Source organism: Bradyrhizobium sp. CIR48 (assembly GCF_014198315.1).
In the GTDB taxonomy this organism is placed as follows: domain Bacteria; phylum Pseudomonadota; class Alphaproteobacteria; order Rhizobiales; family Xanthobacteraceae; genus Bradyrhizobium.
Map to the genome: position 1 here is coordinate 123,826 of NZ_JACIHG010000017.1, position 21,636 is coordinate 145,461.

Here is a 21,636-nt window from a genome sequence, read left to right on the forward strand (position 1 = left end):
TGAACGATCGGAAAGGCCCGCCTCGGCGGGCCTTTTTGTTGTTTGCACGCCAATCCCTCTGCACGATCTGGCACGGCCACGCCTGTTGTGGCATAGACGCGCAAAGCGAGTGGGGCGCTCTCTGCTCGCATCCCTTCATCGCCGGAGATATTTTTATGCGCCGTTCGTTCATCTTCGCCGGGCTCGCCGCCGCCAGCCTCGTTGCCTCTAGCGTGGGCGGCAGTGCACAGCAGCGGATGGCGCGGGTGGGCGTGCTCGAATGCCGCGGCGGCGCCAGCGTCGGCTTCATCGTGGGATCGGTGACCCATCTCGGCTGCGTGCTGCGCGCCGACGGTCTGCCCGACGATCGTTACGTCGCGACCATCCGCAAAGTCGGTCTCGACATCGGCATCACCCAGGAGACGGCTTTGGCGTGGGGTGTGTTCGCACCCGTCGACCGGCTCGGCCCGGGCGACCTCTCCGGCAATTATGCCGGCGCGCAGGGCAGCGCCTCGGTCGGTGTCGGCTTGGGAGGCAACGTGCTGGTCGGCGGCTCCAACAATTCGATCGCGCTCCAACCGCTCAGCGTGCAGGGACAGGTCGGCCTCAACATTGCCGCCGGCCTCGAGAGCCTGGAACTTCGTCCGGGCCGTTGACGCCCGACGACGGTGTTTGCTGCTTTCACCTCTTCCCGCCGGGGAGAGGTGGAACACGCAGCCGACAGCCGTACTCGTCGCGTTAAGACCTAATCCAGCCGACGACGCACCGCAGCGACGTTTGATGCTTGCCAAATCTCGGGGACGGGCAGAGCATCTGCGGTTGCCGACCCAATCATGGGCCGAGCTCCACACCAAGGAGGCGGCGAATGGGACAAGACGTCAGAAGTCCCCGAGGTCCACGGTGCATCGCGCTGGTGGGCCCTTTCCAAAGCGGTAAAACCACACTTCTCGAAGCAATACTGGCGCGAACGGGCGCAATCCCGCGTGCCGGCAGTGTCGACGCCGGAACTTCCGTCGGCGACGCTGCGCCCGAGGCCCGTCATCACAAGATGACCGTCGGGCTCACTGCCGCCACCACGAGTTTCATGGGCGACAGCTACACCTTCCTGGATTGTCCCGGTTCCGTCGAGTTTGCCCACGACATGCGCGCCGCGCTGCCCGCGGTCGATGCCGCGATCGTGGTCTGCGAGGCCGACGAGAAGAAGCTGCCGCAGCTTCAGATCATCCTGCGCGAGCTGGAGGAGCTGAAGATCCCGCGTTTCCTGTTCCTCAACAAGATCGACCGCGCGAGCCAGCGCATCCGCGAGTCGCTCGCAATGCTGCAGCCCGCCTCCCGCGTGCCGCTGGTGCTGCGCCAGATCCCGATCTGGAAGGACGAGCTGATCGAGGGCTTCGTCGATCTCGCGCTGGAGCGCGCCTTCATCTATCGCGAGCACAAGGCCTCCGAGGTGGTCGCGCTCGAAGGCGGCAATCTCGACCGCGAGAAGGAAGCCCGCTTCTCGATGCTGGAGAAGCTCGCCGATCACGACGATGCGCTGATGGAGCAACTGCTCGAGGACATCCAGCCGCCGCGCGATGCCGTGTTCGACGATCTCGCCCGCGAACTGCGCGAGGGACTGATCTGCCCGGTGCTGCTGGGCGCTGCCGCGCGCGAGAACGGCGTGCTGCGTTTGATGAAGGCGCTGCGTCACGAGGCGCCGGGCATTGCGGAGACCGCAAAACGTCTCGGTGTGCCCGAGACCAGGGACGCGCTCGGCTTCGTGTTCAAGACACTGCATTCGCAGCATGGCGGCAAACTGTCATTGACGCGGCTGCTCGCCGGCCATCTCGACGACGGCGCCACGCTGCAATCCGCTTCCGGAGGCGCGGGCCGCATCTCCGGCATCCTCGCCGTCAACGGCGCCTACGACACCAAGCGTGCCGCGGCCGAAGCCGGCGACACGGTGGCGCTCGCCAAGGTTGATCCGATCAAGACCGGCGACACGGTCTCGAGCGGCAAGACCCCGCCAGCGGCGCTCGCGGTCTCGGAGCCGACGCCGCCGGTGCTCGCGATCTCGGTTGCGGCCACCGACCGCAAGGACGACGTCAAGCTCGGCCAGGCGCTGACGCGGCTGCACGAGGAGGATCCCTCGCTCGTCATCGTGATGAACGCCCAGACCCACGACACCGTGCTGTGGGGGCAGGGCGAGATGCACTTGCGCGTCGCCAGCGAGCGGCTGCGCGACCGCTTCGGCGTCAAGATCACCTCGCATCCACCGGCCATCGGCTATCAGGAGACCATCCGCAAGCCGATCGTCCAGCGCGGTCGCCACAAGAAGCAGTCCGGCGGCCACGGCCAGTTCGGCGACGTCGTGCTCGACATCAGGCCTTTGCCGCGCGGCGAGGGCTTCAAGTTCGCCGAGAAGGTCGTTGGTGGCGCGGTGCCGCGCAACTACATCGGCGCGGTGGAAGAAGGCGTCGTCGACGGATTGACGCGCGGTCCGCTCGGCTTCCCCGTCACCGATGTGCAGGTGACGCTGACCGACGGCTCCTATCACAGTGTCGACTCTTCCGATCTCGCCTTCCGCACGGCGGCGCGGATCGGACTCAACGAGGGCCTGCCGCAGTGTCAATCGGTGCTGCTGGAGCCGATCCACGTGGTCGAGATCGTCTGTCCGACCGACGCCACCGCCAAGATCAACGCGATCCTGTCGGCGCGGCGCGGCCAGATCCTCGGCTTCGACACGCGTGACGGCTGGAGCGGCTGGGACAGCGTCCGTGCGATGATGCCGGAAGCCGAGATCGGCGAACTGATCGTGGAGCTGCGCTCGGCTACTGCCGGCGCCGGCAGCTTCACCCGCACGTTCGACCACATGGCCGAAGTCACCGGCCGTGCCGCCGACCAGATCATCGCCGCGCATCAACACGCGGCGTGATCAAGCTGGCTTAGTCAGAGGCGCACGCTCTCGCACCCTCTCCCCGCTCTTCGCGGGGAGAGGGTGGGTGAGGGGCCGTCTCTACGCGTGCGGCGTTTCAAGTGATCGCGCCCCAACCGCAAAAGCGAAGCAATCCAGAGAGTCGTTCCGCGGCAGGATTCTTCGTCGCAAGGGCTCCTCGCAATGACGGCGGCGTAGCTGGGCAACCTCTTGCCTTAAGTCCAGTATGATGTATTTTACATCATTGTACACGTCTCAGATATCATTTATAAATGCTGGTAAGTGAGGCCAAGGTGATCACGTCGTTCCAGATGCGGGCAGCCCGCGCGCTGCTCGGCATTGACCAGAAAACCCTGGCCGAGCTCGCCGGCGTTTCGCTGCCGACCATCCAGCGGATGGAGGCCAGCACCGGCAATGTGCGTGGCGTGGTCGAGACCCTGATCAAGGTAGTCGAGGCGTTCGACCGGGCCGGCGTCGAGCTGATCGGCGAGCAGGTCCGCAGCGACAGCGGCGGGCGTGGCGTCCGCCTGAAGGAGCCCGGGCCGCCGCGCCGGGTGGGGGCTTGATCTTGCGGGTCTTGCCCGGAGCAGACTGAACCAACGCACCGTCGCGTCCGAATCGCGGCCGCACGATGCGGTGGAGCATTGTGGGGCAGCGGAGCATGAGCATCACAAGCGATCACGCAAGCCGGCTGCACCAGCTGCGTCAGCCGACTTTTGCCGAATTGTATCTGCCAAAGCTCGTCACCGTCTGGCGTGAAGGCTACGGCGTCGCGGACTTCCGCGCCGATGTCTTCGCGGGCCTGACGGTTGCGATCGTGGCGCTGCCGCTGTCGATGGCGATCGCGATCGCCTCGGGCGTGACGCCGGACCGCGGTCTCTACACCGCTGTCGTCGGCGGCTTCATCGCCTCGCTGCTCGGCGGCAGCCGGTTCCAGATCGGCGGACCCGCCGGCGCCTTCATCGTCCTGGTCGCAGCGACCGCGGAGCGTCACGGCGTTGACGGCGTCATCCTCGCCACCCTGATGGCGGGCGTGTTCCTGATCGCTGCGGGCCTGCTCCGGGTCGGCACTTACATCAAGTTCATTCCCTATCCGGTCACGGTCGGATTCACCGCCGGCATCGCTGTGATCATCTTCGCCAGCCAGCTCCGCGATCTCGGCGGGATCACGCTTGCGGGCAAGGAGCCCAGCGAGTTCGTTCCAAAGCTGGTCGCGCTCGCCGGCGGTCTCAACACCATCAATCCATCCGCCGTCGCGGTCGCGATCGTCAGCATCGCCATCATCGCGGCCTTGCGGATCTGGCGGCCGTCCTGGCCCGGCATCCTGATCGCGGTCGTGATCGCGGCCGTTGCGTGTGCCGTGCTGTCGCTGCCGGTGGAAACCATCGGGTCGCGCTTCGGCGGCATTCCGCGCGAATTGCCGTCACCGGCGCTGCCGGCGTTCTCGGTCGCGAAGGCGAGCGCCGTGCTGCCGGATGCGATCGCGTTCGCGCTGCTGGCCGCCATCGAATCGCTGCTGTCGGCGGTGGTGGCCGACGGCATGACCGGGCGCCGTCACCGCTCCAATTGCGAGCTGGTGGCGCAAGGCGCCGCCAATATCGGCTCGGCGCTGTTCGGCGGCATCTGCGTCACCGGCCTGATCGCGCGGACCGCGACTAACATTCGCGCCGGTGCGCGCGGGCCGCTGGCCGGAATGCTGCATTCCGTGTTTCTGCTGCTGTTCATGCTGATCGCGGCGCCGCTCGCAAGCTACATTCCGCTGGCGGCGCTCGCCTCGGTGCTGGTCGTGGTGGCCTGGACCATGGCGGAGAAGCACGAATTCGCCACGCTCCTGCGTTCGTCATGGGGCGACGCCGTCGTGCTGCTCGCGACCTTCCTGCTGACGATCTTCCGCGATCTCACCGAAGGCATCCTGGTCGGCTTTGCGCTCGGCGCCGTGCTGTTCATCCATCGCATGGCGGAGATGACGGGGATCGAGGAACGCTCGCCGCTGGTCGCCGGCGATCGTCCCGACGACGGCAATGGCGATCGCGTTCGCTACGATCCTGCGCTTGCGGTCGATCGCGACGTGCTGGTCTATCGCATCACCGGCGCGTTCTTCTTCGGCGCGGCCTCCGCCATCGGAGGCGTGCTCGACGAGGTCGCCGACAGGCGCAAGGCCTTCGTGGTCGATTTCGCCGCGGTGCCGTTCCTGGATTCGACGGCGGCCAACGTGCTGGGCCGCGTCGCCGCCAAGGCGCACCGCCAGGGCATCCGCCTGTTCATCACGGGGGCTTCGCCCGCTGTCCGCCGCGCGCTGCTCACCCATGGCGTGACGCCGCCGCGGGCGCGCTATCGCCAGAGCCTCGACCGCGCGATCGCCGACATCAAGGGCCGGGCGGCCGACGAGGCTGCGGCGGACTAGCGACGTCCGCACGCTTGACAGGCCCCACGGGACGCGAAATGGATCGCCTCGGAAACGACCCGAGGGAAAGATGACCGCGCCCAAAGCTCCTGCAGCCTGTCTGATCGGATGGCCGGCCGCGCATTCGCGCTCGCCGCTGATCCATCATTACTGGCTGCGCACGCTCGGCATTGCCGGCGGCTATGTCATCGAAGCGGTTCCGCCCGAGGATCTCAGGGATTTCGTGCTGCGGCTGTCGCTGCGCGGCTTCGTCGGCGCCAACGTCACCATCCCGCACAAGGAAGAGGTGCTGGCGCTGTCGGCGCCCGATGCGCGCGCCAAGGCCGTCGGCGCGGCGAACACGCTGTGGTTTGCCGACGGCGAGCTGCGCTCGACCAACACCGACGTCGAAGGTTTCATCGGCAATCTCGACGCCAGCGCGCCCGGTTGGGATGCCTCCGAGGAGGCGCTGGTGCTCGGCGCCGGCGGCTCCTCGCGGGCGGTCGTGTTCGGCCTGCTCGAGCGCGGGATCAAGCACATCCATCTTGCCAATCGCACCATCGCGCGGGCCGAGACGCTGGCAAGACAGTTCGGGCCGAACGTGCGTCCCGTGACGTGGGACGGGATCGACGACGTGCTGCCGCGCGCAAAACTTCTCGTGAACACGACCTCGCTCGGCATGCACGGCCAGCCCTCACTCGATGTTGATGTCGCGCGCCTGCCGCAGGCGGCGGTGGTCGCCGACCTCGTCTATGTCCCGCTGGTGACGCCGCTGCTCGCCGCCGCAACGGCGCGTGGCCTGAAGACGGCAGACGGGCTCGGCATGCTGCTGCACCAGGCGGTGCGCGGTTTCGAGCTGTGGTTCGGCCGGCGGCCGGAGGTCACGGCCGAGCTGCGGGCGCTGGTCGAGGCCGATCTCACAAAGACTTGAGAGAATAGCACGCGTCGTCCGGAGTTCTCCATTCCTGGGGGACAATCGGAGACCGTCATGTCTGTTCAACGTGCAACTTTCACACGTCCGCTGATCGCCGTCGCGATGGTGGCCGCTTCCACCCTCTATGCCTACGCGCAGAGGGCACCGGTGCCGACGCGCGTGCGCGGCACGATCGAAAGCGTCAATGGTGACACGATGCAGGTCAAGTCGCGCAGCGGTGAGGACGTCAAGCTACGCATCGCTCCCGACGTGAACGTCTCGGGGATTACCAAAATTTCACTCGCCGACATCAAGGTCGGCTCCTTCGTCGGCGCCACCACGGTGCCCGGACCGGACGGCGGCCAGAACGCGGTCGAGGTCCACGTGTTTCCGGAGAGCATGCGCGGCACCGGCGAGGGCTCGCGGCCCTATGACCTCAAGCCGAATTCGAGCATGACCAACGCCACGGTGTCGGAGAGCGTGGTCGGCAATGACGGCCATACGCTGCTGGTCAAGTACAAGGACGGCGAGAAGAAGGTGTTCGTCGCCGACAACACGCCGGTGGTGACCTTCGTGCCGAGCGACAAATCCGAGTTGAAGCCCGGAGCAAAGGTCATCGCCTTCATGAAGCAATTGCCCGACGGCTCGTTCGAGACCAACCGCGTCAGCGTCGGCCGCGACGGCCTGACGCCGCCGATGTGATGAGAAAACAAACGTAAGGTGGGCAAAGGCGCGTCAGCGCCGTGCCCACGTCTTCCTCACGTTGCGCACATTGGTGGGCACGCTTACGCTTTGCCCACCCTACGGCACCGCCGCTGCCGTCACATCGCGATGACATGATCGTCGATCTCGTCGATCCGGTTGACGCCGCACAGGCCCATGGTGGTGAGCAGCTCCTTCTGGATGATGTCGATCGCCTTGGCGACGCCGGCCTGGCCGCCGGCACCCAGGCCGTAGGCATAGGCGCGGCCGAGCATGCAGGACTTTGCGCCGAGCGCGAGCGCGCGCATCACGTCCTGGCCGGAGCGGATGCCGCCGTCGAACATGATCTCCATCCTGTCACCGACCGCATCGGCGATCTCGGGCAGCACCTCGATCGAGGACGGCGCACCGTCGAGCTGCCGGCCGCCATGGTTGGAGACGACGAGCGCCTGCGCGCCGGTCTTGGCGGCTTCCTCGGCGTCCTCGACGTCGAGGATGCCCTTGATGACGAGCTTGCCCGGCCAGATGCTGCGGACCCACTCGACGTCCTTCCAGTTCAGCGAGGTGTCGAACTGCGAGGCCGTCCATTCGGCGAGGCGATTGAGATCCTCGGTGTTCTTTACGTGGCCGGCGATGTTGCCGAAGGTGCGGCGCTTGCCCTGCAGCACGCCGGAGACCCAGCCGGGCTTGCTGGCGAAATCCAGCAGCTTCGACAGCGACCATTCGGGGGGCACCGTCATGCCGTTCTTGATGTCGGCGTGGCGCTGGCCGATCACCTGGAGGTCCACGGTGAGCACCAGCGCGCTGCACTTGGCCGCGATCGCGCGCTGGATCAATTCCTTGATGAAGCCGCGGTCCTTCATGACGTAGAGCTGGAACCAGAACGGCTTCTCGACATTGGCGGCGATGTCCTCGATCGAGCAGATCGACATGGTCGATTGCGTGAACGGGATACCGGCGGCCTGCGCGGCGCGGCAGGCATAAATTTCGCCGTCGCCATGCTGCATGCCGAGCAGGCCGACGGGCGCGAGTATCAGCGGCATGGTCGAGGGCTCGCCGAGGATCGTGGTCGAGGTGTCGCGCTTGGAGACGTCGACCAGGATGCGCTGGCGAAACTTGATCGCCTGCATATCCTCGCGGTTGGCGCGCAGCGTCTCCTCGGCATAGGAGCCGCGATCGCAATAGTCGAAGAACGCCTTCGGCACGCGGCGCTTATGCAGCGTGCGAAGATCGTCGATACAGGTGATATGTTTCATGATCGTTCCCCGGCCCGTCTTCTACCAAGAGTCTTGCATCGGAAGATTTCGGGGTCATCTAGCATGGTTGGATGCACAGCCAAATCCGTTTGCAGACCGTTTTGCAGGAGGGCGCCATGACGAAGCCGCACGCTGGACCTTCGCCGGAAGAGATCAAGGAGAAGCGTGATCTCGAGGAAGCCCTGGAAGAGGGTCTGGAAGAGACCTTTCCGGGCTCCGATCCCGTCAACGTCACCCAGCCGGCGCCGAGCCGCGGCGATGGCCACGTCAAGCGCAGCGATTAAATCGGGTTCCACCCCGACCGGCGCCATGGGTAGGAAATATAATGTTAACAAGACGTTGTCGGAGCGGCGGCGCCCCGGTTCCGTAATGATTCATCATATTTTTTGAAGCCAAGTTAGCCCCATAGGCATTATAAGACGTTTAGCAAATCAGGGATGCGGGTCCCGTTCGGGCAGCCCGTGGTTGTAGAGGGGATCCCCTGGTTGTTGCTCGGGGGACGATATGAGTCGCAAATATTTCGGGACGGACGGGATTCGGGGCCGCGCTAACGGACTGATCACGCCGGAGCTCGCGCTCAAGGTCGGCCAAGCCGCAGGCCTTGCGTTTCAGCGCGGTGATCACCGCCACCGGGTCGTGATCGGCAAGGACACCCGCCTGTCCGGCTACATGATCGAATACGCGATGGTCGCCGGCTTCACCTCGGTCGGCATGGACGTGCTGCTGGTCGGCCCGATGCCGACGCCGGCGGTTGCGATGCTGACCAAGTCGATGCGCGCCGATCTCGGCGTCATGATCTCGGCCTCGCACAATCTGTTCGAGGACAACGGCATCAAGCTGTTCGGCCCGCAGGGCTTCAAGCTGTCCGACGACGTCGAGCGGCAGATCGAGCAGCTGCTCGACGAGCCCATCGACAAGCGGCTGGCACAGAGCGCGAGCCTCGGCCGCGCCCGCCGCATCGACGGCGTGCATGACCGCTACATCGAATTCGCCAAGCGCACGCTGCCGCGCGACCTCTCGCTCGACGGCCTGCGCGTCGTGATCGATTGCGCCAACGGCGCCGCCTACAAGGTGGTGCCGGAAGCGCTGTGGGAGTTGGGCGCCGACGTTGTGCCGATCGGCGTCGAGCCCGACGGCTTCAACATCAACAAGGATTGCGGCTCGACCTCGCCGGAAGCACTGTCGCGGAAGGTGCGCGAGATGCGCGCCGACATCGGCATCGCGCTCGACGGCGACGCCGATCGCGTTATCCTGGTCGACGAGCGCGGTCATGTCGTCGACGGCGACCAGCTCCTGGCGGTGATCGCGCAGAGCTGGAAGGAAGACGGCCGCCTGTCGCGGCCCGGCATCGTCGCCACCGTGATGTCCAATCTCGGCCTCGAGCGTTTCCTGAAAGGGCAGGGGCTCGATCTGGTCCGCACGCCGGTCGGCGACCGCTACGTGCTCGAGCAGATGCTGAACGGCGGCTACAATCTTGGCGGCGAGCAGTCCGGCCACATCATCCTGTCCGACTATGCCACCACCGGCGACGGTTTTGTCGCTGCGCTGCAGGTGCTCGCGGTGGTGCAGAAGCTGCGCCGTCCCGTGTCGGAAGTCTGCCACCGCTTTGATCCGCTGCCGCAGATCCTCAAGAATGTCCGCCACAAGGGCGGCAAGCCGCTCGATGATTCCGACGTCAAGTCTGCGATCTCCGACGGCGAGAAACGGCTCAACGGCCACGGCCGTCTCCTGATCCGCTCCTCCGGCACCGAGCCGGTGATCCGCGTCATGGGCGAGGGCGAAGACCGCATCCTGGTCGAGGACGTCGTCGACACCATCGTCTTCGCGCTCGGCCAGGCGGCGGCCTGAGGTCCCAAGCACCCTGCCGTAGGGTGGCAAAGCGAAGCGTGCCCACGCTTCTGTGGCCGTATCGAAGGATCGTGGGCACGGCGCAAGGGCGCCTTTGCCCACCCTTTTCATGGCGAGATCCAGACCTTCATGGTGAGGAGCCCGTGAAAGCGGGCCTCTTGAACCATGCAGGTCGCGCTGCTCGCGGCAGAGCGCGCGCATTCCAGCCATTTGCGATTGGCGGTGGTTCCATCGCGCGTTGCATCGTACCTACGAGGTCGCGGCAATCTGCCGCGCCGGGATGCTGCATTGAACAAGCCTGTTGTCGTCTCAGAGGAAACGCTGACCGAGCCCGTCGTCGTCGCTGACGTGGCACCCGCCGCCAAAGCGGCCGGGCCGGCCTATGTCGTGCTCGCCGGCATCAGCTTCTCGCACTTCCTCAACGACACCATGCAGTCGCTGATCGCCTCGGTGTATCCGATCCTGAAGGACACCTACGCGCTCGACTTCGCGCAGATCGGCATGATCACGCTGGCCTTCCAGTTTACGGCCTCGCTGCTGCAGCCGGTGGTCGGACATTACACCGACAAAAAGGCGCAGCCTTATTCGCTGGCGGTCGGCATGGCCTCGACCTTCTTCGGCCTCCTGCTGCTCAGCGCCGCGCACCAATATCTCGTCATCCTCGTCGCCGCCGCGCTGGTCGGTCTCGGCTCGGCGGTGTTTCACCCCGAATCCGCGCGCATTGCGCGGCTCGCCTCCGGCGGCCGCTACGGTTTCGCGCAATCGGTGTTCCAACTCGGCGGCAGTTTCGGCACCTCGATGGGGCCGGTGCTGGCGGCGTCGATCGTGGTGCCGTTCGGGCAGGGCAGCATCGCCTGGTTCTCCTCAATCGCCTTCCTCGCGATCCTCATCCTCTGGCGCATCGGCCGCTGGTACGCGCCGCAGATCAAGGCGAAGAAGACAGCGGCGGTTCAGGCCCATCCCGACGCACCGAGCTCGCGCCGCGTCGCCGTCGCGCTGCTCGTGCTGGTCGCGCTGCTGTTCTCGAAACAGCTCTACGTCTCGAGCCTGTCGAGCTATTACATCTTCTACCTGATCGATCGGTTCGGCGTGTCGACGCAGGCAGCGCAGATCTATCTCTTCATCTTCCTCGCGGCTAACGCGGTCGGCGCGTTTCTGGGCGGTCCCTTGGGCGATCGCTTCGGCCGCAAGATCGTGATCTGGATCTCGATCCTGGGCGCGCTGCCGTTCACGCTGGCGCTGCCCTATGCCGGGCTCGTCGGCAGCGCGGTGCTGTCAGTCATCATCGGTCTGATCATCTCCTCGACGACGTCGTCGATCATCGTGTTCGCGCAGGAGCTGGTGCCGCACAGATTCGGCATGATCTCCGGCGTGTTCTTCGGCGTTGCGTTCGGCATCGGGGGCCTGGGCGCCGCCGTGCTCGGCAAGCTCGCCGACCACACCTCGATCGAGTTCGTCTACCAGGTCTGCGCCTACCTGCCGGCGATCGGCCTGCTTGCGGTGTTCCTGCCCAAGCTGCCGCGGCACGCGCGTTAACGGATTCTCTCCCGCTGCACTGCGGCTTTACACATCGTTAGCAATTGCGGCGCCAGGCGCTGCAATTTTGCAACGCTTCTCATCCGTGCGCGCGAGCAGTCAGGAAAAATCAACCTTAAAAATTAGGGTTAAGTGGCGCTTAAACATTTGCTGGCATCGTCCGCTCCGTGAGTTTCCAGAACGTGAGGCCTGCGTATTTGCCTCACCGGCCAAAAGGACGAAGCCAATGCGTAGCGTTAAGTCTCTCCTTGCCGCGGGTGCGGCAACCCTGATCTCGTCGATGGCGTTCGCTGCCGATATGCCGATCGCGGCGCCCCCTCCCATGTACGCGCCGCCGGCTCCGCCCGCGGACTTCGGCGGCTGGTATCTGCGCGGCGACATCGGCATGACCAACCAGAGCGCCAAGCGCATCGATAGCGCCCTGCCGGCCGGCTATTCCAAGACGACGGAGGGGCTCGGCTTCGACTCGGCGGGGCTGTTCGATCTCGGCGTCGGCTATCGCTTCAACAACTGGTTCCGCGCCGACGTGATCGGCCAGTATCGTGGCAAATCCAATCTGCACGGCAGCGACAACGTCGTTGGACCCGGCTTCGTCGGCGTCAACAACTACAGCGGCAGCAAGTCCGAGTGGGTCGTGATGGCCAACGCCTATGTCGACCTCGGCACCTGGTGGTGCATCACCCCGTTCATCGGCGCCGGTGTCGGCGGCTCCTACAACAAGATCAGCGGCTTCCGCGACGACGGCGTGTCCTACAACCCGCTGCTCAACAACAGCGTTGCCTACTTCGCCGATAACGGAAAGTGGAACCTCGCCTGGGCCGCTCACGCCGGTCTCGCCTACAAGGTCAATCCCGGATTCACCGTCGAACTGGCCTACAGCTACATGAACCTCGGCGACGCCGCGCCCGGCAATTACCGCTTGTTCGACAACAGCGCCTCCGGCCCGACCTCGATCAAGGTCAAGGAGCTCACCTCGCACGACATCAAGCTCGGCGTGCGCTGGGATCTCAGCAGCCCGCCGGTCTACGCGCCGCCGCTCGTCACCAAGGGCTGATCGATACTTCGATCGGTTAGGACTTCTTAACGGCGCGGGATTCATCCCGCGCCGTTTTGCTTTGCGTATTTTTCATGGCGAGTAGCGATGAAGGCGGCGGGCGCAACCATTGGTTAAGGTTAACGAGCCATGATCACGATGACAGTTCGAGTTCGATGGAGCGTTGCGATGCGTGGCCTTTTGTTGGCGGCGGCGATGTTGGGGACGGTGTCTGCCGCGCATGCGGCCGATATGCCCGATCTTCCCATCCTGCGCGGCAGCTTCACGGACGGTCTCACCCGGTCCAGCGTCAACTGGCAAGGCTCCTATATCGGAGCCCAGGCCGGTTATGGTTCGTCCGACGAGAACTTCAACGGCTCGACCAGCAACATGATGGCTGCCCTGTTGGCGGATACGTTGATCGAGAGCTCGATGGGCGTGTCTCAGTGGAATCTCGGACTGGGCAAGGCCTCGCAGCGCACCACCGGTTACGGCGCCTTCGTCGGATACAATGCGCAATGGGACGACGTCGTCCTCGGTCTCGAAGTGAGCTGGCTGCACGGCAGGTTCGGAGGATCGTCGTCGGCCAGCGAACGGCGCGTCAGCCCCACTGCACTGTCCGACGGCAACTTCCATGATGTCACGGCGACGTCGACCTCTTCGATCAGCATCAGCGACATCGGGACGTTCCGCGGTCGCGCCGCCTACGCATGGGGATGCTTCCTGCCCTATATGTTTGCGGGGCTCGCGCTCGGTAATGCCGACATCGTTCGCACCGTCAGCGTGCAGGACCGCGTGAGCGCGACCCAGCTCGGGGTCTACACGCCGCTGGCGCCGTTGACCTCGACCGATGCCCAGCACAATCACCTGATCTACGGCTACACCGCCGGTCTCGGCGTCGACGTCAATCTGGTCGGCGGCTTGTTCATGCGCGCGGAGTACGAATATATTCGCTTCACTTCCCAGGTCGACACCAGCATCAACACCGTCCGCGCCGGTCTCGGCTACAAGTTCTGACGGGACCGCGCTGCGCCGCGGTTGACAGCTCCCTTGCGTCCTGATGCTCTGTCGCTCCAAAGCGGGGCGGCAGCGATGAAGATCTACGGCGACAGCAATTCCGGCAATTGCCTGAAGGTGAAGTGGGTCTGCGACAAGCTTGCATTGCCCTATCAGTGGATCGAGATCGACACGCGCAAGGGCGAGACGCGCACGCCGCAATTCCTTGAGATGAACGGCGCCGGCCAGGTGCCCACCGTCGCATTCGACGACGGCCGCACGCTGGCGCAGTCCAATGCCATCATCCGCTATCTCGCCCGCGACAGCGCGCTCGTTCCGCGCGACGCCTTCATTGCGGCCAAGATGGACGAATGGCTGTTCTGGGAACAGTACAGTCACGAGCCCTATATCGCGGTGTGCCGCTTCCTCCTCGTTTATCTCGGCAAGGACGCATCCGAGCTCGACCCCGAAAAGGTCAAGCGCGGCTATGCGGCGCTCGACCGCATGGAGCAGCATCTTTCGGCCAGCCGCTTCTTCGCCGGTGAAGAGGTTTCGCTCGCCGACCTCTCGCTGCTCGCCTATACCCGCATGGCGCATGAAGGCGGCTTCGATCTCGGCCGCTATGCCGCTCTCCGCCGCTGGATCGGCGAGGTCGAAGCGTTTCTCGGCCTCCCGCCGGCGCGCTGAGGTTGGAGTTGTCTGACATGAACGCCGAATCCGTCTCCATTCGCCGCGCGCGCCGCGACGACGTTCCAGCGATCGTGGCGATGCTCGCCGACGATCATCTCGGCCGCGCGCGCGAGCGCGTCGAGGATCCGTTGCCTGCCGCCTATTACGATGCCTTCGCACGGGTCGAGCGCGATCCGAACCTCACGCTCGTGGTTGCCGAGAGCGAGGGCAGGGTGGTCGGCTGCCTGCAACTCGCGATCCTGCCGGGCATCAGCTCGCAAGGCGGCGTGCGCGGCCTGCTCGAAGACGTTCGCGTTGCTTCGGATTGTCGCAGCCGCGGCATCGGCGAGCGGCTGGTGCAATGGGCGATCGCGGAAGCGAAAGCGCGCGGCTGCGGTCTGGTCGAGTTGCTGACGCATGCGAGCCGCGTCGATGCGCAGCGTTTCTACAAGCGGCTCGGGTTCGCGGCGAGCCACGTCGGTATGACTGTCCGCTTTTGAGGCAGCTCTTCGCGAGCCTTGCGCGATCAGCGAATTCGGATCGCGCGTTTGTTCATATTAACAGCTGATAAACTACCCAGCCGTCGTTCACGTTGATCCGGGAACGAACGGTGCTACGGCAGCTTCAGACACCGGGCTCTGTCGGTTCGGGGATTTCGATGACAAGCTATTCAATGATCAAGGTCGACAACGATTACGTCGTGCAGGCCAATGACAAGTGCATTTTGAAAGTCGGCAGCCGCCGCAGAGCCGCGCAATTGATCAGCGAGGCCACGGACTTGCTGAATGCGCTCGCGGTCGTTGAATCCCCTGATATCGCACCGGAAGCACCATCACGCCGCCGTGAGACGCCGGAACTTCCTTGACGACTCTTCCTGTTTCCCGTATCAGCCGCGGCGGGACACCTCCCCCCAACGGGAGGCTGACTATCTGGAAGGGTAGATATGATGACTGTAGCGAAGCCCGCTTCGCGGCCGAACGTGCCGCATTTCTCCTCCGGCCCCTGCGCCAAGCGCCCCGGCTGGAACGCCCAAAATCTCAAGGATGCAGCACTCGGCCGGTCGCATCGCGCGAAGGTCGGCAAGACCAAGCTCAAGCTCGCGATCGATCTGACGCGCGAAGTGCTCGAAGTGCCCGCCGATTATCGCATCGGCATCGTGCCGGCCTCCGATACCGGCGCAGTCGAGATGGCGCTCTGGTCGCTGCTCGGTGCGCGGCCCGTCACCACGCTCGCCTGGGAATCCTTCGGCGAAGGTTGGGTCAGCGATATCGTCAAGGAATTGAAGCTCAAGGACGTCACCAAGCTCAACGCAGCCTATGGTGAGATCCCCGACCTCTCCAAGGTCGATCCCAAGAGCGACGTCGTCTTCACCTGGAACGGCACCACGTCAGGCGTGCGTGTGCCTGATGCCAACTGGATCAGCGCGACCCGCGAAGGCCTGACCATCTGCGACGCCACCTCGGCCGCGTTTGCGCAGCCGCTGGACTGGGCCAAGCTCGATGTCGTCACCTTCTCCTGGCAGAAGGCGCTCGGCGGCGAAGCCGCGCACGGCATGCTGATCCTGTCGCCCCGTGCGGTGGAACGGCTGGAAACCTACAAGCCGGCCTGGCCGCTGCCGAAGATCTTCCGCATGACCAAGGGCGGCAAGATCAACGAAGGCATCTTCGTCGGCGAGACCATCAACACGCCGTCGATGCTTTGCGTCGAGGATTATCTCGATGCGCTGAACTGGGCCAAGTCGATCGGCGGCCTCAAGGCGCTGATCGCGCGTGCCGATGCCAACACCAAGGTGCTCGCCGACTGGAAGGCGAAGACGCCGTGGATCGACTTCCTCGCCAAGGACGCCGCGATCCGCTCCAACACTTCGGTGTGCCTGAAGTTCACCGATCCCGCCATCACCTCGCTGTCCGAGGACGCGCAAGCCGAGTTCTCCAAGAAGCTGGTGGCGCTGGTGGAGAAGGAAGGCGCCGGCTACGACTTCGCGTATTATCGCGATGCGCCGGCCGGCCTGCGCATCTGGTGCGGCGCCACCGTCGAGGCCAAGGACGTCGAGCTGCTGACGCAGTGGATCGACTGGGCTTTTGCCGAGACCAAGGCCACCCTCGCCAAGGCGGCCTGAGTTCTGACCCTCCCCTGGAGGGGGAGGGTCGACGTACCGTCAGGTGCGGCGGGGTGGGGTGATCTCTCCACACGGCGCACTGGCGAATTTCGAATTCGCAGCTTCACCCCACCCCGGCGCTTCGCGCCGACCCTCCCCCTCCAGGGGAGGGTGTGAAGGACACATCCCATGACCAAACCCAAAGTTCTCATTTCCGACGCGCTCTCGCCCGCTGCCGTGCAGATCTTCAAAGACCGCGGCGTCGAGGTCGACTTCCAGCCCAATCTCGGCAAGGACAAGGACAAGCTGGCCGAGATCATCGGCAATTACGACGGCCTTGCGATCCGCTCCGCGACGAAGGCGACCGCAAAGATCCTCGACAAGGCGACCAACCTCAAGGTGATCGGCCGCGCCGGCATCGGCGTCGACAATGTCGAGATCCCCGCCGCCACGGCCAAGGGCATCATCGTGATGAACACGCCGTTCGGCAATTCGATCACGACCGCCGAGCATGCCGTCACCCTGATGCTGGCGCTCGCGCGCGAAATCCCGCAGGCCGACGCCTCGACCCAGGCCGGCAAGTGGGAGAAGAACCGCTTCATGGGCGTCGAGATCACCGGCAAGGTGCTGGGCGTCGTCGGCTGCGGCAACATCGGCTCGATCGTCGCCGACCGCGCGCTCGGCCTGCGCATGAAGGTGATCGCGTTCGATCCGTTCCTGTCGCCGGAGCGCGCCAAGGACATCGGCGTCGAGAAGGTCGAGCTCGACGACCTGCTCAAGCGCGCCGATTTCATCACGCTGCACACGCCGCTGACCGAGAAGACGAAGAACATCATCGACGCTGCCGCAATCGCCAAGATGAAGAAGGGCGTACGCCTGATCAACTGCGCGCGCGGCGGTCTCGTCGACGAGCAGGCGGTGGTCGATGCACTCAATTCCAAGCACATCGCCGGCGCCGCGTTCGACGTTTTCGTCGAGGAGCCCGCGAACGCCAACGTGCTGTTCGGCCATCCCAACGTGATCTGCACGCCGCATCTCGGCGCCTCCACCACCGAAGCGCAGGAGAACGTCGCGCTGCAGGTCGCCGAGCAGATGTCGGATTACCTGCTCACCGGCGCGATCTCGAACGCGGTCAACTTCCCCTCGATCACGGCGGAAGAAGCGCCGAAGCTGAAGCCGTTCATCTCGCTCGCCGAGAAGCTCGGCTCGTTCGCCGGCCAGCTCACCGAGACCGGCATCCTCAAGGTCGAGATCACCTATGAGGGCCACGTCGCCGAGATGAAGATCAAGGCGATCACCTCCGCCGTGCTGTCGGGCCTGCTGCGGCCGATGCTGGGCGAGGTCAACGTGGTGTCCGCGCCCGTCGTCGCCAAGGAGCGCGGCATGGTGGTGGACGAGATCGTGCGCGCCGCCCAGAGTGACTATGAGAGCCTGATCACCGTGACGGTCGCGACCGAACGCCAGGAGCGCTCGGTTTCCGGCACCGTCTATCACGACGGCAAGCCGCGCCTGGTCGACATCAAGGGCATCCGCGTCGACGCCGAGTTCGGCAAGTCGATGATCTATGTCACCAACGAGGACAAGCCGGGCTTCATCGGCAGCTTCGCTGGCCTGCTGGGCGACGCCAAGATCAACATCGCGACCTTCCATCTCGGCCGCGTCGAGCAGGGCGGCGACGCTATCGCGCTGGTCGAGGTCGATGGCGCGGTCCCGGCGGACGTGCTCGCCAAGGTGCAGGCCCTGCCGCAGGTCAAGCAGGTCAAGGCGCTGACGTTCTGAGACGCCGACATATTCCGACCCACGGAACAACGCCGCCTCCGTCACCGGAGGCGGCGTTTTTATTTTCCGCAGCCTTCAAACTTTGTGTACCAATGGCGCCAGGACAACTCGTTCAAAGAGCGCTCCGTTCAAAATCGCTCGACAAGGGAGAAACACATGCGTGAAGCCGTCATCGTTTCCTATGCGCGCACGGGCCTCGCAAAATCCGGCCGCGGCGGGTTCAACATCACGCCGCCGATGTCGCTCGCGGCGCACGCCATCCAGCACGCGGTGAAGCGCGCCGGCGTCGACAAGGACTATGTCGAGGACTGCTATCTCGGCAATTGCGCCCATGGCGCGCCGAACATCGGCCGCCAGGCCGCGCTGCTCGCCGGCCTGCCGAAGACCACCGCCGGCGTCTCGGTGAACCGGTTCTGCTCCTCGGGGCTGCAGACCATCGCGATGGCCGCCAACTCGATCCGCTCGGACGGCGCCGACTGCATCGTCGCCGGCGGGGTCGAGAGCATCTCGATGCCGGGCGGCGGCACGCCGAAGGAATCGATCGATCCGGAATTGCTCAAGGTCGCGCCCGACATCTTCATGGCGATGATCGACACCGCCGACATCGTCGCCGAGCGCTACAAGCTCAGCCGCGAATATCAGGACGAGTTCTCGCTGGAATCGCAGCGCCGCATGGCGGCGTCGCAGCAGGCGGGCAAGTACAAGGACGAGATCGTCCCGATGAAGACCAGGATGAAGGTCGTCGACAAGGCGACCAAGGCGGAGAGCATCGTCGACTACGTCGTCGATCGCGACGAGTGCAATCGTCCTGAGACCACGATGGAAGGATTGGCAAAACTCGAGCCGGTGAAGGGCCCCGGCAAGTTCGTCACCGCCGGCAATGCCAGCCAGCTCTCGGACGGCGCCGCCGCCGTGGTGCTGATGGAAGCCAAGGACGCCGAGAAGCGCGGCCTCAAGCCGCTCGGCCGCTTCGTCGCCTGGGCGACCGCGGGCTGCGAGCCCGACGAAATGGGCATCGGCCCGGTGTTCGCAATTCCGAAGCTGCTCAAGCGCACCGGCCTCAAGGTCGACGACATCGACCTGTGGGAGCTCAACGAAGCCTTCGCCAGCCAGTGCCTGTACTGCCGCGACCAGCTCGGCATCGATCCCGCCAAGTACAACGTCAACGGCGGCTCGATCGCGATCGGCCATCCCTTCGGCATGACCGGTGCCCGTCTCACCGGCCACCTGCTGCAGGAAGGCGCGCGCCGCAAGGCGAAGTGGGGCGTGGTGACGATGTGCATCGGTGGCGGCCAGGGCGGCGCCGGCCTGTTCGAGATCTACAGCTGAGCCGATCCGCAACCGACGGCTTGAAGGGAAGGAAGCACGGCGCGCGCGAGCGCCGTGTTTTTTTGTGCACTTCACCGTGCATAAACGCCATCGAGACCTATCCTGTGACGTGTATCGTGCATAAGTACGTAGTCATACGTGTCCGCAAATTAACGGAAGTTTCCGCGCATTGAGGCTTCATTAATCGCATCAGCCACAACCAATTTTGAAATCAAAGATGCGATTATTCTCCCTGCGGCTCACCCACAAGATCACTGCAATCGGCGTCATCGGCGTCGCTGGTGTCGTCCTGATCGGCGGCATTCACCTCTATGGTGAGCGCGCGATGGCGGTCTATCGCAACGCCGCCGAGGAGGCGCGCACCGTCTTCGAGCTCAACAACAGGATCGCGGTCGAACTGCTCGAGGCGCGCCGGGCCGAAAAGGATTTCCTTCTACGCAGCGATCCGGCCAGAGCCGAGCGCCAGGTCGAGATCAGCCGGCAGGCGGCGCTCGACATCGAGACGCTTCGCGGCAGGATCTCTGTCCTCGGCAAGCCCGAGCTGGCGCAAAAGATCGACGCGATGAACGCATCGCTGAAGACCTACCAGGCGCGCTTTACCGCGGTGGTCGAGGAGCGACAGCGGCTCGGCCTCGACGAGAAATCCGGCCTGGAGGGGCGCCTGCGCGCGTCCGTCCACGGTATCGAAAGCCAGGTCGACCAGCTCCAGGACTCCTCTCTCAAGGTGATCATGCTGATGATGCGCCGGCATGAGAAGGACTTCATGCTCCGTCGCGACGCGCGATATGGCGATGACATCAAGAAGCGTGCGGCTGAATTCTCCGCCAACCTGAACGCCGCAACCATTCCCGACAATTCGAAGGCCGAGCTTCGCCAAAAGCTCGCCGATTACCAGCGCGACTTCTCCGCGTGGATGGAGACCGCGTTGAAGCTCGCGGCCGAGCTGAAGGCGATGTCCGAAGCGTTCTCCGCGGTCGAGCCCGTCATCGAGCAGGTCTCGAAGTCGGTCGACCAGATCCGTGTCGAGGCCGACCGGCTGAACGAGGCCGAACGTGCCAACATCCAGTTCTGGATCGCGGTCGCGATCGCGCTGATCGCATCCGGCGTGCTCGGCCTCGGCATCTTCATCGGCCGCTCGGTTTCCAAGCCGCTGTCGGCCATGCGCGCGGCGATGATCGAGCTCGCCAACGGCAATTTCGCCATCGTGCTGCCCGGGCTCGGCCGTCCCGACGAGATCGGCGAGATCGCGCAGGCCGTCGAGACGTTCAAGGTCAATGCCGAGCGCAAGGCGCAGGAAGAGGCGGAAGAGAAGATCAGGCAGGACAAGCTCGCCGCCGAGCGCCGGCGCGCCGACATGATCAGGATGGCCGACGATTTCGAAGGCGCGATCGGCGAGATCGTCGAGACCGTGTCGTCTGCAGCCAACGAGCTCGAGGCGTCGGCGACCTCGCTGACCACCACCGCCAGCCGCTCGACCGAGCTTGCCACGCTGGTCGAGGCGGCCTCCGAAGAGGCCGCGACCAACGTGCAGTCGGTGGCCTCCGCGGCGGAAGAGCTGACCGCCTCCGTCCACGAAATCAGCCGCCAGGTGCAGGCCTCAGCACGCATGGCCGGCGAAGCCGTCAGCCAGGCCGGGCAGACCAACGACCGCGTCAGCGAATTGTCGAAGGCGGCTGCGCGCATCGGCGACGTGGTCGAACTCATCAGCGCGATCGCGGGCCAGACCAATTTGCTGGCGCTGAATGCCACCATCGAGGCCGCGCGTGCCGGCGAAGCCGGGCGCGGTTTTGCCGTGGTGGCCTCGGAAGTGAAGGCGCTGGCCGAGCAGACCGCGAAGGCCACCGGCGACATCGGTCAGCAGATTTCCAGCATCCAGGTTGCGACCGAGGATTCAGTCGGCGCCATCAAGACCATCGGCGGCACCATCGAGCGGCTGTCCGAGATCTCCTCCACCATCGCTGCCGCCGTGGAAGAGCAGGGCGCCGCGACCGGCGAGATCTCGCGCAACGTCCAGAATGCGGCCGCCGGCACCACGCAGGTGAGCGCCAACATCAGCAGCGTCAGGCAGGGCGCGACCGAGACCGGATCTGCCTCCGCGCAGGTGCTGTCCGCGGCGCAGTCGCTGTCGAACGACAGCAGCCGGCTGAAGATCGAGGTCAGCAGGTTCTTGGACACCGTGCGCGCGGCGTGATGTCTCCGTG

At 65.0% G+C, this 21,636-nt stretch carries 19 protein-coding genes; 18 read left to right on the top strand and 1 reads right to left on the bottom strand.

What is annotated here, in order from left to right:
- The first annotated feature begins 155 nt into the window (after positions 1-155).
- The 6 genes from GGD66_RS37710 (at position 156) to GGD66_RS37735 (ending at position 6,891) form a co-directional block, all read left to right on the top strand.
- Positions 156-635 (top strand): DUF992 domain-containing protein, encoded by a 480-nt coding sequence (locus GGD66_RS37710; RefSeq protein ID WP_018318295.1) that lies wholly within the window; start codon positions 156-158, stop codon positions 633-635.
- Between the two features lie 209 nt (positions 636-844).
- Positions 845-2,893, top strand: a complete 2,049-nt coding sequence (locus GGD66_RS37715; RefSeq protein WP_183236842.1) for an elongation factor G — start codon at positions 845-847, stop codon at positions 2,891-2,893.
- Positions 2,894-3,186: 293 nt separating this feature from the next.
- A complete protein-coding gene (locus GGD66_RS37720; RefSeq protein ID WP_026201995.1) occupies positions 3,187-3,459 on the top strand; it encodes a helix-turn-helix domain-containing protein in 273 nt (90 codons plus the stop codon).
- Between the two features lie 95 nt (positions 3,460-3,554).
- Positions 3,555-5,297 carry a SulP family inorganic anion transporter gene (locus tag GGD66_RS37725; protein ID WP_092255004.1) on the top strand — a complete coding sequence of 581 codons (1,743 nt, stop codon included), beginning with the start codon at positions 3,555-3,557 and terminating at the stop codon, positions 5,295-5,297.
- A gap of 70 nt (positions 5,298-5,367) precedes the next feature.
- Positions 5,368-6,207, top strand: a complete 840-nt coding sequence (locus tag GGD66_RS37730; RefSeq protein WP_092255001.1) for a shikimate dehydrogenase — start codon at positions 5,368-5,370, stop codon at positions 6,205-6,207.
- 57 nt (positions 6,208-6,264) lie between these two features.
- Positions 6,265-6,891, top strand: a complete 627-nt coding sequence (locus GGD66_RS37735; protein WP_092254998.1) for a hypothetical protein — start codon at positions 6,265-6,267, stop codon at positions 6,889-6,891.
- A 119-nt stretch (positions 6,892-7,010) separates the two neighbouring features.
- On the opposite strand, the gene GGD66_RS37740 is transcribed toward GGD66_RS37735, so the two are convergent.
- Entirely contained in the window at positions 7,011-8,147 is a 1,137-nt protein-coding gene (locus GGD66_RS37740; RefSeq protein WP_018318289.1) for an alpha-hydroxy acid oxidase, read from the bottom strand.
- A 116-nt stretch (positions 8,148-8,263) separates the two neighbouring features.
- On the opposite strand from GGD66_RS37740, the gene GGD66_RS37745 reads away from it, so the two are divergent.
- From GGD66_RS37745 to GGD66_RS37800, 12 genes are all read left to right on the top strand, one after another.
- Positions 8,264-8,431: a hypothetical protein gene (locus GGD66_RS37745; protein WP_162832259.1), complete on the top strand. Its 168-nt coding sequence runs from the start codon at positions 8,264-8,266 to the stop codon at positions 8,429-8,431.
- Positions 8,432-8,651: 220 nt separating this feature from the next.
- Entirely contained in the window at positions 8,652-9,995 is a 1,344-nt protein-coding gene (gene glmM / locus GGD66_RS37750) for a phosphoglucosamine mutase (RefSeq protein WP_028140521.1), read from the top strand.
- Between the two features lie 288 nt (positions 9,996-10,283).
- Complete coding sequence (locus GGD66_RS37755; RefSeq protein WP_177237055.1) at positions 10,284-11,531, top strand: MFS transporter; 1,248 nt, start codon at positions 10,284-10,286, stop codon at positions 11,529-11,531.
- Positions 11,532-11,757: 226 nt separating this feature from the next.
- The gene (locus GGD66_RS37760) at positions 11,758-12,585 is read left to right on the top strand and encodes an outer membrane protein (RefSeq protein ID WP_091958410.1); all 828 of its coding nucleotides are present in this window, start codon (positions 11,758-11,760) and stop codon (positions 12,583-12,585) included.
- Positions 12,586-12,753: 168 nt separating this feature from the next.
- Positions 12,754-13,581: an outer membrane protein gene (locus tag GGD66_RS37765; RefSeq protein WP_018318284.1), complete on the top strand. Its 828-nt coding sequence runs from the start codon at positions 12,754-12,756 to the stop codon at positions 13,579-13,581.
- Positions 13,582-13,656: 75 nt separating this feature from the next.
- Entirely contained in the window at positions 13,657-14,247 is a 591-nt protein-coding gene (locus GGD66_RS37770) for a glutathione S-transferase family protein (RefSeq protein ID WP_183236846.1), read from the top strand.
- Between the two features lie 17 nt (positions 14,248-14,264).
- A complete protein-coding gene (locus GGD66_RS37775) occupies positions 14,265-14,729 on the top strand; it encodes a GNAT family N-acetyltransferase (RefSeq protein ID WP_092254992.1) in 465 nt (154 codons plus the stop codon).
- A gap of 173 nt (positions 14,730-14,902) precedes the next feature.
- Positions 14,903-15,094 (top strand): hypothetical protein, encoded by a 192-nt coding sequence (locus GGD66_RS37780; RefSeq protein ID WP_246789166.1) that lies wholly within the window; start codon positions 14,903-14,905, stop codon positions 15,092-15,094.
- A gap of 81 nt (positions 15,095-15,175) precedes the next feature.
- Positions 15,176-16,348, top strand: coding sequence for a phosphoserine transaminase (locus GGD66_RS37785; protein ID WP_092255895.1), 1,173 nt, complete (start codon positions 15,176-15,178; stop codon positions 16,346-16,348).
- Positions 16,349-16,516: 168 nt separating this feature from the next.
- Positions 16,517-18,106 (top strand): phosphoglycerate dehydrogenase, encoded by a 1,590-nt coding sequence (gene serA, locus GGD66_RS37790; RefSeq protein ID WP_018318279.1) that lies wholly within the window; start codon positions 16,517-16,519, stop codon positions 18,104-18,106.
- 156 nt (positions 18,107-18,262) lie between these two features.
- Positions 18,263-19,435, top strand: a complete 1,173-nt coding sequence (locus GGD66_RS37795; RefSeq protein ID WP_018318278.1) for an acetyl-CoA C-acyltransferase — start codon at positions 18,263-18,265, stop codon at positions 19,433-19,435.
- 217 nt (positions 19,436-19,652) lie between these two features.
- Positions 19,653-21,626, top strand: coding sequence for a methyl-accepting chemotaxis protein (locus tag GGD66_RS37800; protein ID WP_183261709.1), 1,974 nt, complete (start codon positions 19,653-19,655; stop codon positions 21,624-21,626).
- Positions 21,627-21,636 lie beyond the last annotated feature (10 nt).